The 17,410-nt window shown below is 67.1% G+C and carries 13 protein-coding genes and 1 pseudogene; 7 read left to right on the forward strand and 7 right to left on the reverse strand.

The window, feature by feature from the left end; all coding sequences use genetic code 11:
- The first annotated feature begins 6 nt into the window (after positions 1-6).
- Together ligA and P1K88_RS11210 are read left to right on the forward strand one after the other, a co-directional pair.
- On the forward strand, positions 7-1,665 hold the full coding sequence (gene ligA, locus P1K88_RS11205; RefSeq protein ID WP_276410259.1) for an ATP-dependent DNA ligase LigA: 1,659 nt from the start codon (positions 7-9) through the stop codon (positions 1,663-1,665).
- Positions 1,666-1,713: 48 nt separating this feature from the next.
- Positions 1,714-2,457 carry an MBL fold metallo-hydrolase gene (locus P1K88_RS11210; RefSeq protein ID WP_276410260.1) on the forward strand — a complete coding sequence of 248 codons (744 nt, stop codon included), beginning with the start codon at positions 1,714-1,716 and terminating at the stop codon, positions 2,455-2,457.
- A 27-nt stretch (positions 2,458-2,484) separates the two neighbouring features.
- Here the strand turns inward: P1K88_RS11210 and P1K88_RS11215 are convergent, their stop codons facing one another.
- The 3 genes from P1K88_RS11215 to P1K88_RS11225 form a co-directional block, all read right to left on the reverse strand.
- On the reverse strand, positions 2,485-3,087 hold the full coding sequence (locus P1K88_RS11215; RefSeq protein ID WP_276410261.1) for a class I SAM-dependent methyltransferase: 603 nt from the start codon (positions 3,085-3,087) through the stop codon (positions 2,485-2,487).
- Positions 3,088-3,182: 95 nt separating this feature from the next.
- Positions 3,183-4,289 carry a DNA topoisomerase IV subunit A gene (locus P1K88_RS11220; protein WP_276410262.1) on the reverse strand — a complete coding sequence of 369 codons (1,107 nt, stop codon included), beginning with the start codon at positions 4,287-4,289 and terminating at the stop codon, positions 3,183-3,185.
- A 1-nt stretch (position 4,290) separates the two neighbouring features.
- The gene (locus P1K88_RS11225) at positions 4,291-6,678 is read right to left on the reverse strand and encodes a DNA topoisomerase VI subunit B (RefSeq protein ID WP_276410263.1); all 2,388 of its coding nucleotides are present in this window, start codon (positions 6,676-6,678) and stop codon (positions 4,291-4,293) included.
- 252 nt (positions 6,679-6,930) lie between these two features.
- Here P1K88_RS11225 and gyrB point away from each other — a divergent pair.
- The 3 genes and pseudogenes from gyrB (at position 6,931) to P1K88_RS11240 (ending at position 12,106) form a co-directional block, all read left to right on the forward strand.
- Positions 6,931-8,860: pseudogene (gyrB, locus tag P1K88_RS11230) on the forward strand (DNA topoisomerase (ATP-hydrolyzing) subunit B).
- Positions 8,857-11,310, forward strand: a complete 2,454-nt coding sequence (gyrA, locus tag P1K88_RS11235; RefSeq protein WP_276410264.1) for a DNA gyrase subunit A — start codon at positions 8,857-8,859, stop codon at positions 11,308-11,310. Before gyrB ends, gyrA begins: the two are co-directional and overlap by 4 nt.
- A 13-nt stretch (positions 11,311-11,323) precedes the next feature.
- Positions 11,324-12,106: a glycerophosphodiester phosphodiesterase gene (locus P1K88_RS11240; protein WP_276410265.1), complete on the forward strand. Its 783-nt coding sequence runs from the start codon at positions 11,324-11,326 to the stop codon at positions 12,104-12,106.
- Here the strand turns inward: P1K88_RS11240 and rocF are convergent.
- Entirely contained in the window at positions 12,103-13,017 is a 915-nt protein-coding gene (rocF, locus tag P1K88_RS11245) for an arginase (protein ID WP_276410266.1), read from the reverse strand. The two genes, P1K88_RS11240 and rocF, sit on opposite strands and share 4 nt — an antisense overlap.
- Positions 13,018-13,072: 55 nt before the next feature.
- A complete protein-coding gene (locus tag P1K88_RS11250) occupies positions 13,073-13,990 on the reverse strand; it encodes an NAD-dependent epimerase/dehydratase family protein (protein WP_276410267.1) in 918 nt (305 codons plus the stop codon).
- Between the two features lie 123 nt (positions 13,991-14,113).
- Here P1K88_RS11250 and P1K88_RS11255 point away from each other — a divergent pair, with 123 nt between their 5' ends.
- A complete protein-coding gene (locus P1K88_RS11255; RefSeq protein WP_276277488.1) occupies positions 14,114-14,647 on the forward strand; it encodes an HTH domain-containing protein in 534 nt (177 codons plus the stop codon).
- Between the two features lie 152 nt (positions 14,648-14,799).
- Positions 14,800-15,963, forward strand: coding sequence for an NAD(P)/FAD-dependent oxidoreductase (locus tag P1K88_RS11260; protein WP_276410268.1), 1,164 nt, complete (start codon positions 14,800-14,802; stop codon positions 15,961-15,963).
- 182 nt (positions 15,964-16,145) lie between these two features.
- Here the strand turns inward: P1K88_RS11260 and P1K88_RS11265 are convergent, their stop codons facing one another.
- Together P1K88_RS11265 and cdd are read right to left on the reverse strand one after the other, a co-directional pair.
- Positions 16,146-16,970: a nucleoside phosphorylase gene (locus tag P1K88_RS11265; RefSeq protein ID WP_276410269.1), complete on the reverse strand. Its 825-nt coding sequence runs from the start codon at positions 16,968-16,970 to the stop codon at positions 16,146-16,148.
- Entirely contained in the window at positions 16,967-17,353 is a 387-nt protein-coding gene (gene cdd / locus P1K88_RS11270; RefSeq protein ID WP_276410270.1) for a cytidine deaminase, read from the reverse strand. Before cdd ends, P1K88_RS11265 begins: the two co-directional genes overlap by 4 nt.
- Between the last annotated feature and the right edge of the window lie 57 nt (positions 17,354-17,410).

Below are 17,410 nucleotides of genomic sequence, written 5' to 3' on the forward strand. Positions count from 1 at the left end.
GGGTAGATGGAGTTCGCCGCCTTCGCCGATGCCGCCGCCGCCATCGGGGCCGAGAGCACAGACACCGCCGTCGTCGCGGCGGTGACCGACCTGCTGGCCGACGCCGACGACGACCTGGCCCACCTCGCGCGCTTCGTCCAGGGCCGGGTGTTCCCGGCCCACGACTCCCGCACGCTCGACATCGGGCCACAGCTCTGCTACGAGGCCATCGCCCGCGCGGCCGGACAGAACGTCTCCGCCGGAGACGTCGAGGACCGCCTGGCCGAGGTCGGCGAGATCGGGGCCGTGGCCGCCGAGTACGACTTCGGCGGGCAGCAGGGTCTCGCGGCGTTCGGGGCCGGTGGGCGCGAACAGCTGACCGTGGCCGAGGTGACCAGCGAACTCGTGGACCTGGCGGCCGTCGACGGCGACGGGAGCCAGTCGACGAAAGTCGAGATGCTCTTTGGCCTGTTCAACCGCTGTTCGCCGACGGAGGCCCGGTACCTGGCGCGACTCGTCCTCTCGGAGATGCGCATCGGCGTCGGGACGGGCACCGTCCGTGACGCCGTGGCCGCGGCGTTCGACGTCCCCGTCGCGGCCGTCGAGCGGGCACTCCAGGTTTCGAACGACTACGGGTACGTGGCGACAGTGGCCCGCGACGAGGGCGTCGACGGCCTCGACGACATCGACCTCGAGGTCGGCCGGCCGGTCCAGGCGATGCTCGCACAGGCCGGGACCGTCACCGGCGCGCTCGAGGACTGGGAGACGGTCGCCGTCGAGTGGAAGTACGACGGCGCCCGGGTCCAGGTCCACTTCGACGGCGAGTCCGCCCGCCTGTTCTCGCGCAACATGGAGGAGGTGACCGACCCCCTCCCGGAGGTGGTCGAGACCGTCGAGTCGACGCTCTCGGTGCCGGCGATTCTCGACGGTGAGGTGGTCGCCGTCGACGACGGCGGCGACCCGTTGCCCTTCCAGGAGGTGTTGCGGCGATTCCGCCGCAAGCACGACATCGCCGCCACGCGGGCGGACGTCGCCGTCCGCCTGCACGCATTCGACTGTCTCCACGCTGACGGCGAGGACCTGCTCGACGTTCCGCTGCGAGAGCGCCACGCACGCCTGCAGTCGCTGTTCCCGGACGGCAGCGAGGCGGTCTCGACGCTCGCGCTCCGGTCCGAGGCCGACGCTATCGGCGACATCGAACGCGAGGCCCTGGCGGCCGGCCAGGAGGGCATCATGCTCAAGGACCCGCGTGCCGCCTACACACCCGGCAAGCGGGGCAAGCGCTGGCGCAAACGGAAACCCGACGTCGAGACGGTCGATTGCGTCGTCACCGGGGCCGAGTGGGGCGAGGGGCGCCGGGCGAACGTGTTCGGCACCTTCGAACTGTCCGTGCGGACCGACGACGGGTTCGGGACGGTCGGCAACGTCGCGACGGGCATCACCGACGAGCAACTCGAGGCGCTCACCGACCGCCTGGAGCCCCTGACTACGGCGGCGTCCGGTCAGCAGGTCCGGCTGGACCCGACCGTCGTCTTCGAGGTGGGGTACGAGGAGATACAGTCCTCCTCGAACTACGACTCGGGCTACGCGCTCCGGTTCCCCCGGTTCGTCGCCGTGCGGGAGGACAAAGCGCCCGGCGAGGCGGACTCCCTCGAGCGTCTCGAGGGGCTCGCCGGGGAGCAGTGAGCTGCCGGGACCGACATCTGTTTCAGACTGGTGCGCGTACCGACACACATGACAGTCAGACACGACAACGTCACCGCCGAGTGGCTCGGGTACGCGACGCTCAGACTCGAGGCCGACGACACCGTCGTCTACTTCGACCCGGGCCGATACGGCGTCCTCACAGGCGAGTGGGAACCTGACGACCCCAACGCGGGCCACCCGGAACCTCAGGACTACGACGCCCGCGACGGCGACGTCGTCTGTGTCACGCACATCCACCACTACGACCCGGACGGCATCCGCCGCGTCGCAGGGCCCGACGCCACGGTCGTCGCCTTCGAGGGCATCGACGTCCACCAGTCCGACCGCGACCTCGAACGGCTCGCCGACCTGGACTACGAGGTCCGCGAGGTGTCGATGGAGGACGAACTGCTCGTCGACGGCACGCCCATCTGGACGGTCCCGGCCTACAATCACGAGGACGGCCCGAACGTCAAGCCCGACGGGTCGCCCATCCACCCGAAGGGCATCGGCTGTGGGTTCCTGGTCTCCCTCGAGGGTACGCGCGTGTTCTGGACGGGCGACTCGGACGTCCTCGACGGGCACGACGAACTCGACGTGTCGCTGTTCGTCCCCTCCATCGCGTCCAGCTTCACGATGGACCGCCACGGGGCCGCCGACCTGGCCGAGGCGATGGATCCGGACCTCGTCCTCCCGATGCACTACAACACGTTCGACTCGCTGGCGGCCGACGACGAGGCCTTCGCGGCCGACGTCGCCAGTCGGGGCGTGCCGGTCGTCCTCGACCGGTAGTCACCGGTTCGGTTCGACCCACCCCGCCTACCGGGCGATATCGGGATACGACTGGCGACCGCCGCTGGACTTGCGTGCGACCAGCTGTGCCGTCGCGGACCGGCCGCCCTCTGGCCTGGTGCTCGTCCGCTCGTCGTAGTGCAGGACGGTCAACCCCAGGCCGGTCCGTAGCAGTTCGTTCGCGGCGAACCGGTAGCGGTCCGTCGACGGTCCGACGTCGGCGTCGTCCGTCGTCCGGAGGTGGTGCTGGACGAAGAGACACCCGCCGTCTGCGAGGGCCTCCACGACGTCGGGGAACCGGTCGACGACGCGGTAGAAGCTGACGGTGACCACGTCGTACGTCGACTCGGGGAACCCGTACCTAGGAACGTCGGCCTGGATCCACTCGATTCGGTCCGCGACGGCTGCCTCCGTCGCGTTCTCCCGTGCGATCCGGAGGCCGGCGCGTGACTGGTCGATTGCGTCGACGTCGTAGCCTGCCTCGGCCAGCGGGATCGCGTTGCGACCGGTCCCCGTCGCGATATCGAGCGCCCGCCCCTCGGGAAAGGTCGGCAGGTACTGTTCGAGCACCGGATGCGGGTCGGGATGTCGCGGGTACGACCCGCTCCGGAACCGTTCGTCCCAGTCCATACGACAGGGTGAGGGCCGGCGGGGGGATGAATCCTCTGCCCGCGGCGGTCACTGGGACTGTCGAGTCACGCAGCGAGAACCGCCCGCGTGACACCTCAGAGGACGCCCATATCGGTCAGTCGCTCGGGCAGGTACGTGTCGGTCACGAAGTCGAGGCCGCGGGAGGCGAGCGCCTGCTGTTCGGCCTTCTTCCCGATGTCGAGCTGGAGTTCGATCTGCTCCGTCCAGAACTCAGTCTGGAACCGGGGGTCCTCGAGCTCGGACTCGAGGGCGTTGACGTCCGAGTCCGACAGCGGGTCCGTCGGAAGTTCGTACTCGACGATGTCGGCCGGCCGGATGCCGATGAACTCCGCCTCGGGGGTGGCGAGGTACTCCGAGAGGTGGGCCGACTTGATAGAGCCGTAGGCGACAGAGCCGTAGATGCGGTACGACCACGGGTCGCCGTCGGTGAACACGGTGACCGGGAGGTCGAGTTCGTCGTGGAGGCGCTTGGTGATGCGGCGGGTGGCCCGGGCCGGCTGGCCCTTGAGGTGGACGACGATGACGTTGTACTCCTCGTCGAAGCCGTTCTCGACCAGCCGGTCGCGCATGCCACCGGTCTCGACACAGAGCACGAAGTCGGCGTCGTTCTCCAGGAACTCGATGGTGTCGGGGTTGTTGGGAATCTGGTAGCCGCCCTCGCCGACGTCTTTCTGACAGTGAATCTCGCGCTCGCCTCGCCGGGTCTGCTCGCGCAGCTTCAGCGGGCCCATGATGGTCGCGCCGGACTCCTCCGGCCGCATGTGGAAGTCCTCGCGGGTGACCTCCGAGACGATCTCCAGGTCCTCGACGAGCTGGTTGGACTCGTCCTGGTCGTTGAACTGCGCGTCCTCCATGTCCCAGGATTCGGAGAGGTAGTACAGTTCACGCAGGGTCGACGAGCGGTCCTCCTCGAGTTGCGTCGAGAGGAAGTCGATGGTGTAGATGGCCTTCAGGAGCTTCTGGGCCCCGGAGACGGACTTGGCCGACCGGGTGGAGTGGCGGTCGCCGTAGACCCAGACCTTCTTTTCCTCGTCGTACTCGATGTTGGACTTCGTCCGCGTGGGGATGCGCATCGACGGCACCTCGCCGCCGGCGAACTGGTCGTAGAACTCCGCCGCGAGGTCGATGAGTCGCTCGCGGGCCGTCTCCGATTGCTGTGGGATGTCTGAATCTGAGCTCATATCAGGCGTTCACCGTCAGTTTCTCGTCTTCGATACCGTCGACCGAGACGGTGAACTCGGCCTCGTCTGTCACGCTGTACTCCAGGACGGCACGCTCGCCGGCCCCGACCGTCGGGGACCACTTGACGAACCATTCGCCGTCCATCTCGACGACCGTCGCCCCGTTCGTGTCCCGTGGCTCGGCGGTCACGATGTCGGTCAGTTCGACGTCGGCGTTCCGGTCGTCGTTGTTCTCGACTATCAGCCGGACCCGCCCGTCCTCGATCTCTCGCTCGACGAGGACGTTGTTCATGATGCGGGCCAGCGAGTCGTCGATATCGAGCTCCTCGTTCCCGGTGACCTCGGTGAGTTTCCGTGCCATCTCCGGGAGGATGGTGGCGAGCTTGTTCTGTTTCTTCCGGCGTTGCTGCATCGACCGGCGCTTGTTGAGGTAGCTCTTGAGCTCGCGTGCGGCCTCCCGGATGGCGAGCTCTATCTCGTCTTCCATCTCGGGGATGTTCGCGATGGCGTCCTTGGACTCGCTGGTAAACGGGACGTTCGTCGAGGCGACGTGGACCATCACGACCGCCGGGCCGTTGGGGATGCCCGAGCCGCCGGGCTGGTCTAAGTTGTAGTTGCGCCAGTTGATGGTCTTGATGACGTCGGTGGTGGCACACGCGCCCCGCTGGTAGACCAGCGGGACGCGGTTGGCAAAGCGCATCACGTCGACGGCGCCCTCTGCCGGCAGGTCGCCGCCGTATGCGATGCCGGCCTCCACGACGAACGGGTCGCCGCCGTGGACTGCGGCGTCGCGGGTCGACGCCGCGTAGAAGTCGGCGTCGAACTCCTTCCGGAGCCCCTCCTCGACGAGCTCTGCGGTGATGGGCGAGAGGCAGTCCGTCGGCGGAGCGATGATGTCCGTCTGGCGCATCGCCGTCAGGAGGTCGCTCGCGGTGTCCCGGTCGTCGGCGACGGCAGAGACGTTCGGCGGGTCGTCGGGCACGGGAACGGCGGCCGTCCAGAGCGCATTCACGATGTTCCCGCGGGCCGTCTCGCCGAAGGTGGCGCCGTCGTGGTCCTCGGTCATGTCGGCGGCCCGGTCGACGTAGTCCCGGAGGGTCTCGCGCGTGACCCGATGGCGGCCGTCACCGAACTTGTCCACGAGGCGGCCCGAGATGCCTTCGACGGCAGCGTCGTCCTTGCGGGTCGAGGTCGCGTCGTCGACCAGTCCGTAGAGGTCGCTCCGGCGCTCGGCGACGACGGCCGTCCAGGCGGCCTCGACGGCGTTCCCGGTGACCGTCGCGCCGAACGTGGTGTCGTACTCGGCCTCGATGTCCTCGGCGACCTCGTCGACGATGGCCACGATCTCGTGGTATGCGACCCGGTCGCCGTCGTGGACGGCGTCGGCGACGGCCTCGGCGAACGCCGCGGTCGCGTCGGCGCCCTTGTTCGCGACCGCGTCCTCGACGGCCGTCCGGACGTCCTCGTCCTCGTGGGCCTGGGGTGGTCGCCAGGCCATCCCCCGGCCGTAGTGGTAGTCGTTGAAGTTCGCGATGACCTTGTCGGCCGTCTTCGCGCCGACCCGGGTGAACTCGCCCTGCAGGAACCCCGAGATGGAGTACGAGTCCGTCTCGGCGAGCATCTTCAGCAGCGTCCCGAGTTCGACGCCGTGGGGATGGGGGCGTATCTCCGAGGTCTCGGCCGGCAGCTCGGCGCCCTCGACGCGTTCGAACTTGAGCGGTTCCTCGAGCCCCGGTTCGTCGAACTCGATGCGTGCGTGGGGATTGACGACGGCCGTATCCTGGATGTAATCGTGGAGGCTGGATCGGGCACGCATGTTCGCCTCCATCTCGAGTTCGATGCGCGTCCCGTGGGGGCGCTCCCAGGTCGTCGTCTCGTCGGCGCTTATCTCCGGTTCGTTCGTGTCCGTGTCGATGATGAGTTCGAAGTACTGCGCCTCGGACTGACCCTTGGGTCTGGAGGTGATCTTCGCGGGCTTCCCCGAGGTCAGCTGCGAGTAGAGGACGGCGGCGGAGATGCCGATGCCCTGCTGTCCGCGGTTCTGTTCGCGGGCGTGGAACCGCGAGCCATAGAGGAGCTTCCCGAATATCTTCGGGAGCTGTTCCTTGGTGATGCCGGGTCCGTTGTCCTCGACGACGAGGCGGTAGTAATCGCCGGCCTCCTGTATCTCGACGTAGATGTCGGGGAGGATGCCGGCCTCCTCGCAGGCGTCGAGCGCGTTGTCGACGGCCTCCTTGACGGCCGTGACCAGCGCCCGGGCCTCCGAGTCGAACCCGAGCATGTGCTTGTTCTTCTCGAAGAACTCGGCGATGGAGATGGCCCGCTGTGTCTGGGCCAGCTCCTCGGCGATTCCCTCGCCCTCACCGAGTTGGGACTGAAACGAGGTCATTGACGTGGGGGAAGGTACTAACGTCGAGTTTAAAAGGTGTTCGCCAGGGGAGTGAAAGTGAAACGGGCGAGCCCCCGGTCGGCACTTCGTCCGGGAGACGACCGATCCGATCGTCACAGCAGGGGCGAATCGACGTCCCGGCCGACGTGAATCTGGGCCGTGTGAGCAGTTCTCGACGGGGAAATCAGACGGCTCTCGCACGCGCGTGCGGGGATTTTATATTCCCCCCGCTACTAGAACTCGTAAGTTCCTATGTCAGGTGAGTCTGATGAGTACGGCGCAAAGTCTATCCAGACCCTCGAAGGTCTCGAGGCCGTCCGGAAACGGCCCGCGATGTATATTGGCTCGACCGACGCGAGGGGGGCTCCACCATCTCGTCTACGAGGTCGTCGACAACGCCATCGACGAGGCGCTGGCCGGGTACTGTGACACCATCGGTGTGACGATTCACGACGATGGATCGGTCTCCGTCAGCGACGACGGCCGTGGCATCCCCGTCGATATCCAGGAAGAGCACGGCGTCCCGGCCGTGGAGGTGGTGATGACTATCCTCCACGCGGGCGGGAAGTTCGACAACAAGTCCTACCAGGTCTCCGGCGGTCTCCACGGCGTCGGCGTGAGCGTGGTCAACGCGCTCTCGAAGTGGCTCGAGGTCGAGGTCAAGCGCGACGGCGCAGTCTGGAAGCAGCGCTTCGACCACGGCGAACCCGAGACCGAGCTCGAGCGGGTCCGCGACCTGGAACCCGGCGAGGGGACCGGGACGACGGTCCGGTTCTGGCCCGACGACGAGATCTTCGAGACCGGCGAGTTCGTCTTCTCGACGCTCGAGTCGCGCCTGCGCGAACTGGCCTTCCTCAACTCCGGCGTCGCTATCACGCTCGGCGACGACCGCGACGGCGAGACCACGACGTTCGAGTACGAAGGCGGTATCCGGGAGTTCGTCGAGTACCTGAACGAGACCAAAGAGCCCCTGCACCCCGACGTCATCTACTTCGAGGACGAGGAAGACATCGGCGAGGGGGTCGTCCAGGTCGAGATCGCCATGCAAGGCACCGCCGACCTTCAGGGCTCGATCCACGCCTTCGCCAACAACATCAACACCCGGGAGGGCGGAACCCACCTCACCGGATTCAAGACCGCACTCACGCGCGTGGTCAACGACTACGCGACCGAGAACGGTCTGCTGAAGGACCTAGACGACACGCTGAAGGGCGACGACATCCGCGAGGGCCTGACAGCGGTCATCTCCGTGAAACACCCCGACCCGCAGTTCGAGGGCCAGACCAAGACCAAACTCGGCAACAGCGAGGTCCGGGGGGTCGTCGAATCGGCGATGCACGACGGCCTGGCGACGTTCTTCGAGGAGAACCCCGATACCGCCGAGGCCATCGTCGGCAAGGCCGTCGAGGCCGCGAAGGCCCGCAAGGCCGCAAAGAAGGCCGAAGAGCTCACACGCCGGAAGTCGGCGCTGGACTCGACGGCCCTGCCGGGGAAACTGGCCGACTGCCAGACCCGCGACCCGAGCGAGGCGGAACTGTTCGTCGTGGAGGGCGACTCCGCGGGCGGCAGCGCCAAGCAGGGGCGAAATCCCGAGTTCCAGGCCATCCTCCCCATCAAGGGAAAGATCCTGAACGTCGAGAAACACCGCCTGGACCGCATCTTAGAGAACAACGAGATCCGCAACCTCATCACCGCGCTGGGAACCGGCATCGGCGACGAGTTCGACATCGAGGACCTGCGCTACGAGAAGGTCATCATGATGACGGACGCCGACGTCGACGGAGCCCACATCCGGACGCTCCTGTTGACGCTGCTCTACCGACACATGAAGCCGCTCATCGAAGCCGGGAACGTCTACGCCTCCCAGCCCCCGCTCTATCGCATCCGGTACCGGGGCGAGACCTACGACGCGATGACCGAGGAGGAGCGGGACCGGATAGTCGAGGAGAAGTGCGACGGCAACCCGACGCAGGTCCAGCGGTTCAAGGGACTGGGCGAGATGAACCCCGACCAGCTCTGGGAGACGACGATGGACCCGGAGAACCGCATCCTGAAGCAGATCACCATCGAGGACGCGGCGGCCGCCGACCGGATGTTCAACATCCTGATGGGTGACGCCGTCGAACCGCGCAAGGAGTTCATCAAGGAACACTCGCCGGAAGCGGAGTGGGTCGACATATGAGCTCGGACGCACCAGAGGACGCGAACCCCCCGGCACAGCGCATCAAGCACGTCCGCATCGAGGACGAGATGGAGCAGTCGTACATCGACTACGCGATGTCGGTCATCGCTGGTCGGGCGCTCCCTGACGTCCGCGACGGTCTCAAGCCCGTCCACCGGCGCATCCTCTATGCGATGCACGAGATGGGCATCTCGTCGGGGTCGAGCCACCGGAAGTCCTCGTCGATCGTCGGCGAGACGATGGGTGACTACCACCCCCACGGCGACAGCGCCATCTACGACACGCTGGTCCGGATGGCCCAGGACTTCTCGATGCGCTACCCGCTGGTCGACGGCCAGGGGAACTTCGGGTCGATGGACGGCGACCCGCCCGCAGCGATGCGGTATACGGAGGCCCGCATGGCCCCCATCGCCGAGGAGCTGCTCGAGGACATCGAGAAAGACACCGTCGACTTCTCGGGGAACTACGACGACCGCCTGGAGGAACCGGACGTCCTGCCCGCGAAGGTCCCCAGTCTCCTCCTGAACGGCTCGTCGGGCATCGCGGTCGGGATGTCGACGAACATCCCGCCCCACAACCTCGGTGAACTGGTCGACGCCACCGTCACACTCATCGAGGACCCGGACGCGACCGTCGAGGACCTGATGGAGCATATCAAGGGCCCGGACTTCCCGACCGGCGGGAACATCGTCGGCCGCGACGCCATCTACTCGGCGTACACGACCGGCCGCGGTCGGCTCAGAGTCCGCGCGGAGTACGAGATCGACCGCGAGGACGGGCGCATCGTCATCAGCGAACTCCCCTACCAGGAGAACAAGGCCCGCATCGTCGAGCGCATCGCCGACGACGTCAACGAGGGCAAGATCGAGGGCATCGCCGACCTGCGCGACGAGTCCGACCGGAACGGCGTCCGCATCGTCGTCGAACTCAAGCGCGGCGCGAACATCGACGTCGTCGAGAACCGCCTGCTGGACCACCACCTGGAGTCGACGTTCGGGGTCATCAACCTCTCGCTGGTCGACGGGCAGCCGAAAGTGCTCTCGTTGAAAGAGACCCTCCAGCACTACATCGACCACCGCCGAGAGGTCGTCCGGCGGCGTTCCGAACACGACCTTGCCGAAGCCGAGGACCGCGCGCACATCCTCGAGGGCCGGCTCAAGGCCCTGGAGAACGTCGACGACGTGGTCGAGCTCATCCGCAACAGCGAGGACCGGGACGCCGCCCGCGCGGGCCTGCACGAGGAGTTCGACTTCTCGGAGGACCAGGCCGCCCACATCGTCCGGATGCAACTGGGCTCGCTGACCTCGATGGAGACGGCCGAAATCGAGGCGGAGTACGAGGAGGTCCAGGAGACCATCGGGTACCTCGAGTCCGTGCTCGACAGCCGCGAGAAGCTCGACGGCGTCATCGTCGACGAACTCGAGGCGATGAAAACCGAGTACGACGACGACCGACGAACCTCCATCGTCGAGGACGAGGGGCAGGTCACCCACGAGGACCTGATCCCCGAGGAGGACTGCGTCGTCGTCATCACCGAGGACGACTACATCAAGCGGATGCCCGTCGACGCCTTCGACCCGCAGGGTCGCGGCGGCAAGGGCATCATCGGGTCGGACCCCAAGGAGGGCGACCGGGTCTCGAAGGTCTTCCGGGCAAACAGCCACGACTACCTGCTGTGTTTCACCAACCGGGGCCAGGTCTACCGGCTGAAGACCTACGAGGTCCCCGAGATGTCCCGGACCGCCCGGGGGAAGTCGGCGGTCAACGTCATCAAACTCGACGACGGCGAGGAGATAACCGCCGTCGTCTCCACCGACGACTTCGAGGCCGACGAGTGCATCACGATGGTCACGCGCCACGGGTACGTCAAGCGGACCTGTGCGACGGATTTCGAGAACATCCTCACGACCGGGATCCGCGCCGCGAAACTCGAGGACGGAGACGCGCTGATCGACGTCGAGGTGACCGACGGGACGAAGGACCTCGTCGTCGCCACCGAGGGCGGGATGACCATCCGCTTCGACGAGAACGAGGTCCGCGAGATGGGGCGGTCGGCACGCGGGGTCCGTGCCATCGACCTGCAGGGCGACGACCGGGTCGCCGCGATGGTCGCCACCGACGACGCCGACGAGCGCGCGCTGCTGACGGTCACCCGGAACGGCTACGGGAAGCGCACGAAACTCGCCGAGTACCGCCGCCAGTCCCGGTACGGGAAGGGCCTCATCGACATCAAGACCGACGACCGGAACGGCCCCGTCGCGACGGCGAAGGCCGTCACCGAGGACGACCACCTCGTCATCATGTCCGAGACCGGCCAGATAATGCGCATCCGGGCCGGCGACGTCTCGCAGGTCGGGCGCAACACCAAGGGCGTCACCATCATGGGCCTGGAGGCAGGCGACCACGTCGCGAGCGTGACCGTCGTCCCCGACGTGGCAGACGAGACCTGAGTGACGCGTTTCGATGGCTACCCTCCCGACGACCATCGCGCATCGAGGGTTCACCGGCTGTCTCCCCGAGAACACGGTCGCCGCAGTCCGGGGCGCCGTCGACCATGGCGCCGACGTCGTCGAGGTCGACGTGATGCCGACGGGGGACGGCGACGTCGTCGTCTTTCACGACGACCACCTCGGGGACGCCGGCGAAAGCAGGGGCATCACCGACCGCGAGGGTCTGGTCTGGGAGCGGCCGACAGACGTCGTCACCGCGGCCCGGGTCCTCGGCACCGACCAGCGAGTCCCGACGCTCGCCGACGTCGTGGCGGCGCTCCCCCCGGACGTCGCCCTCAACGTCGAGCTGAAGAACCCCGGTACGGCGGCCATCCGACCGTTCGAGGCCCTGTCTGGACGGGACCGTGACCGGGCCCGCGAGCGGTGGACCCCGTTCGTCGACCGGGTGCTGTCCGTGACCGAGGAGTGCACCTTGGAGGTACTGTTCTCGTCGTTCTGCGAGGGGGCGCTCGCGACAGTCCGGGCACATCGGCCCGACGCGCGTCTCGCCGCGCTGTTCGGGCGGCGTGACTGGGGGGCCGGGGCGACGGTCGCCCGGCGCTACGACGTCGACGCGCTCCACGTGCCACTCGAGCAGGCCGACCACCCGAACCTGGCGGACCTGAGTGCGGCGCTCGGAGCGGCCGTCAACGTCTGGACGGTCCGTGACTGGCAGGACGCCCGCCGGGCGCTCGCGGCGGGCGCCGACGGAATTATCGCGGACTATCCCGGCCTCCACCGCTGCGTGTCCGATTAAAGCGTCCGCTTGCCGAACGCACTGGCGACCAGCTCACAGGCCAGCTCGGCGGTGCGGTTGTGGTCGTCGAGGATGGGGTTGACCTCGACCAGTTCCATCGAGCGCAGCGCCTCGCGCCGTTCGGCGACGGACTCCATGGCGACGTGGGCCTCGCGGTAGGAGACGCCGCCCCGGACCGGCGTCCCCACGCCCGGTGCCTCCGTTGGGTCCAGCCAGTCCATGTCCAGCGAGACGTGGATGGCGTCGGTACCCTCGGTCGCGACGTCGAGCGCCTCCTCGACGACGGCGGGGGCGCTCCGGGTGTCGATGTCCGACATGGTGTAGGCGGTGACCTCGCTCTCGTTGATGAGGCGGCGTTCCCCGTCGTCGACGTCACGGAGGCCGACGAGGACGACGTTCTCCGCTCGGATTTCGGGCGTGTGTGCCCAGTCGTGGTCGGCGAACTCGCCGTACCCCAGGATTGCCGCGAGCGCCATCCCGTGGGTGTTCCCGCTGGGCGAGGTGGCGGGCGTGTTGAAATCGCCGTGCGCGTCGAACCAGACGACGCCGACGTCCTCGTCGGGGCCCGCCGCCCCGGCGACGGTGCCGATGGCGATAGAGTGGTCGCCGCCCAGCACCAGCGGGAACTCGCCGTCCGCGACGGTGGCTTCCACGGCCGTCCTGACGTCGGCACAGACGTCGCGTGTCTCTTCGAAGTACTTCGCCCGGCCGCGTTCGAAGACCCCCGAGTCCGGGTCGCGCTCCTCGGGGTTGGGGACAGCGAGGTCGCCGCCGTCGACGCAGTCGTACCCCAGGCGCTCGAGCTGGCCGGCGAGCCCGCCGTACCGGATGGCAGACGGCCCCATGTCGACGCCACGGCGGTCGGCACCGAGGTCCATCGGCACACCCAGGATACGGACGTTCGACTGCATACGCGGAATTCTCGGGGCGACGAGAAAAAGCCCGGTGCCCGTTCGTCCCGGGGGGTCAGGTGTACTGCTCGCAGACGCGCTCGATGCCTTCCTCGAACGGGATCCGGGGCTCCCACCCGGTCGCGGCCCGCATCTTCGAGGCGTCGGCACAGGTGTCGTGGACGTAGACGTCCTCGGGGATGGGGTTCTCGACGAACTCGGGTTCCACGTCGGTGCCCAGTTCGTCGTTCAGCATCTCGACGACGGTGAGGAAGTCGTAGGCCTCGCCGGTCCCGAGGTTGTAGATGCCGTCCAGCTCGTGTTCGGCCGCCTGCACCAGTCCGCGGACGATGTCGTCGACGTGAGTGAAGTCCCGGGTCTGCGTTCCGTCGCCGTACAGCACCGGCGATTCGCCGTTCGCGATGTCGTCTGCGAACTGGGCGATGACGTTGGCGTACTCACCCTTGTGTTCCTCGGCCCCGCCGTACCCCTGGTAGACCGAGAAAAAGCGCATGCCAGCAAGCGAGAGGTCGTAGTGGTTGTGGAAGTACTCGGCGTAGGTCTCGCGGGCCATCTTCGACGCCTCGTAACCCGTGTTGACAGTGACGTCCATCGACTCCGGGGACGGCTCGGTCCGACTGCCGTAGATGGACGACGTCGACGCGTAGACGACCGTCTCACACCCGTCATCGCGGGCCTGTTCGACGGTGTTGACGAACCCCTCGACGTTGACTCGGGCCCCGCGGGTCGGGTCGTCCTCGTGCATCGCGTACGAGGACAGCGCCGCGAGGTGGAAGACGACGTCGACGTCGGTCGGGAGGTCGTCGCCGACCACGCTCCCCTCGACGTACTCGACGTTCTCGTCGAGGTTCCCCGGCGTCCCGAGGTAGCCGTCGTCGAGCGCGACGACCGCGTTGTCTTCGGCCAGCGCGTTGGCCAGATTCGACCCGATGAACCCGCCGCCGCCAGTCACCAGCACTCGATTGCCGTTCATGGGTAGTCACCCACGAGCAGGCGTGATAGTGGTGTCGTTTTCCGCACGAAAGCGCCCGGACAGCGGCGATTGTTGATGATGTTCACCGCCGGGTTTAAGGACAGCTACACCGAACGAGAGAATATGTCATCAATCGAATTGACTCCGAGTCAGAAGAACATCCTCCAGGAACTGGTGAACCTGTACCGGGAGAGCGAGTCCGCCGTCAAGGGCGAGGACATCGCCGCCGAGGTCGACCGCAATCCCGGAACGATTCGAAACCAGATGCAGAGCCTCAAAGCCCTCCAGCTCGTCGAGGGCGTCCCGGGTCCGAAGGGCGGCTACAAGCCGACCGCGACGGCCTACGACGCCCTGCAGATCCAGGACATGGAACAGGCCGCAGAGGTCCCCCTCCGACACAACGGCGACCTCGTCGAGCACTCGAACGTCGAGGAGATCGACCTGACCAGCGTCCACCACCCCGAGGAGTGTCGCGCCGAGATCCAGCTGCAGGGGTCTATCTCGGGGTTCCACGAGGGCGACTCCGTCACGGTGGGCCCGACCCCGCTGTCGAAACTCCAGATAATCGGTACCGTCGAAGGAAAGGACGACACCAACAACAAGCTCATCCTGACCATCGACGACATGCGAGCACCGGCGGGCGAACCCGAGCACTAGTCCGGTCGCGATTTCTCTCTGCGGTCTCTCTGTGGCGCCCCACTCTCCAGTCCCGATTCCGACCGACATCCCACATGATTATTATCGCGGGAAGACGGCGCGCTCGCAGACGTTTCAAAGCCTTTGTATCACCCCACTCCTCAACGTGAGATATGACTGATAAGGTCGTCGTGCTCGGTGCTGGCTACGCCGGTGCAGGCGCCGTCAAGAGTTTCGAAGACGAGTTGAACGGTGATGCAGATCTGACGTGGATCTCGGATACGGACTATCACCTCGTCCTCCACGAATCCCACCGCTGCATCCGCGATCCGTCCGTCCAGGACAAGATCACGATCCCGGTCAACGAGATAAAGGAACCGACGACGTCGTTCATCCAAGACGAGGTCGTCGACATCGACACCGACGAGCGCGTCGTCGAACTCGCCGACAACGACGGCGTCGACTACGACTATCTCCTGGTCTGTCTTGGCTCCCAGACGGCGTTTTTCGGCATCGAGGGCCTCGAGACGCACGCCCACACGCTCAAGAGTCTCGACGACGCGCTGGGCATCCACGAGGCCATCCAGGACGCCGCACGCGAGGCCACGCAGAGCGACCCCGCACAGGTCGTCGTCGGTGGCGCGGGCCTCTCTGGTATCCAGACCGCTGGCGAGGTCGCGGAGTTCCGTGACAGGCACAACGCCCCCATCGAGATTCATCTCGTCGAGGGCCTCGACGAGATCTTCCCGGGCAACGACCCTGAACTCCAGGGCTCGCTCCGCAAGCGTCTCGTCGAGCGCGACGTCGAGATAATGTGTGGCGAGTTCATCGGCGAGGTCGACGAAGAGACCGTCTACATCGGCGACGACGAGGAACTCGACTACGACGTCCTCGTCTGGACCGGCGGCATCACCGGTCGCGACGCCGTCCGTGACGTCGACCTCGACAAGGACGAGCGCAACCACCGAATCCACACGGAGAGCGACTTCCAGACCGACGACGAGCGCGTCTTCGCTATCGGCGACTGTGCCCTCATCGACCAGCCGGGCGAACAGCCGGCGCCGCCGACGGCCCAGGCCGCCTGGCAGGCCGCCGAGGTCGCCGGCGAGAACCTCGCTCGCGCCGTCCGCGGTCAGCCCCTGACCACCTGGACCCACAAGGACAAGGGGACGGTCATCTCCGTCGGCGAGAAGGCCGTCGCCCACGACGTGATGGGCCTGCCCATCTCGACCTTCGGCGGCCTCCCGGCGAAGATCCTCAAGAAGGGCATCGCCGCCCGCTGGATCGCCGACGTCACCGGCATCGGTCGCGCCGCGAAGGCGTGGCCGGACATGTAGTACCTTTTTACTTCGTCGGGTGTCCTCGCGTCGCCGAAGGCGACGCTGCGGGCACCACTCCTCGCAAAAATCTACGCTAAAAACGTCCTTCACGCCCCCCTCGCTCCGCTCGGTCGCGTGAAGTGAAACCGCGCCTCACGTCGTTCGGCGCGGTATGCACTGAGGCGGTCGGGAACCCTCTGTTATCGGTCTATCGAGAGGCCAGCGTGCCAGCCGTCGCTGTCGCTCGCCTCGACGGTCGCGTCCATCCGTTCGAGATACGTCACTGCGAGACTCGCACACTTCGCGGCCTTGCGTTCGCCCTCGGTCCGGAACTCCCCGGTCACGCGGTTGGCATAGACGGTACAGACCGCGCCCGCCCGGAGGCCGTAGATGCTGGCGAGCGTGAGGATGCTCGCGGCCTCCATCTCGAAGTTGAGGACGCCGGCCTGGCGGAGTTCCTCGAGGCGCTCCTGGCTCCCGCGGGCCTCGAAGTCATCGAAGCCGGGGCGTGACTGGCCGGCGTAGAAGCTGTCCGTCGAGCAGGTGACGCCGAGGTGGTAGTCGTAGCCCAGTTCCTCGGCGGCGGCGACCAGCGCCGAGACGACGCGGTGGTCCGCGCTCGCCGGGTAGTCCTCGCGGACGTACTCCTTGCTCGTCCCCTCCTGGCGGACCGCCCCCGTCGTGATTATCAGGTCGCCGACGCCGGCCTCCTCGCGGATGGCCCCACAGGACCCGACCCTGAGGAGCGTGTCCGCGCCGACGCGGGCCAGTTCCTCGACGGCGATTGCCGCCGAGGGCGACCCGATGCCGGTGGAGGTAACCGAGATTGGCGTCCCCTCGTGCGTACCAGTCGCCGTGCGGTACTCGCGGTGGTCGCCGACGACGTCGTGGCCGTCCCAGTCGTCGACCACCTTCGCCACGCGCTCGGGGTTCCCCGGGAGGAGCACGCTGTCGGCGACGTCGCCGGGGCCCACCTCGAGGTGGTACTGGACCTCGTCGCTCGGGTCCTCGCTGTCGCCGGTCATTTGCCAAGGTGGGCGGGCGAGATGGTCTCCGGCAGGAGCTCCCCCAGCGTGTACTCCGTCCTGTCCTCGCCGTCCGTGACGACGGGCAGCGACTCGTCACAGAACTCCGCGAGCGTCTGGCGACACATCCCACAGGGCGTCACGCCGTCCCGAGCGGCCGAGGAGACGGCCAGCCGCGAGAACTCGCGATGGCCGTCCCGGACCGCCGCCCCGACGGCCAGCTCCTCGGCGTGGAGGCTGTTGCTGTAGTTCGCGTTCTCGACGTTACAGCCCGTGTAGACGATGCCATCGGCCGTCTCGATGGCAGCGCCGACCCGGTACTCGGAGTAGGGCGCGTACGACGCGTCGATGGCGTCCCGTGCGGCCTGCATGAGGTCGTCCATGGTCACGGGTGGACTGGCCGGGTGAAATAGCCACCGCCGGGGCCCACGGAGCGGTCT

Source organism: Haloarcula halobia (assembly GCF_029338255.1).
In the GTDB taxonomy this organism is placed as follows: domain Archaea; phylum Halobacteriota; class Halobacteria; order Halobacteriales; family Haloarculaceae; genus Haloarcula; species Haloarcula halobia.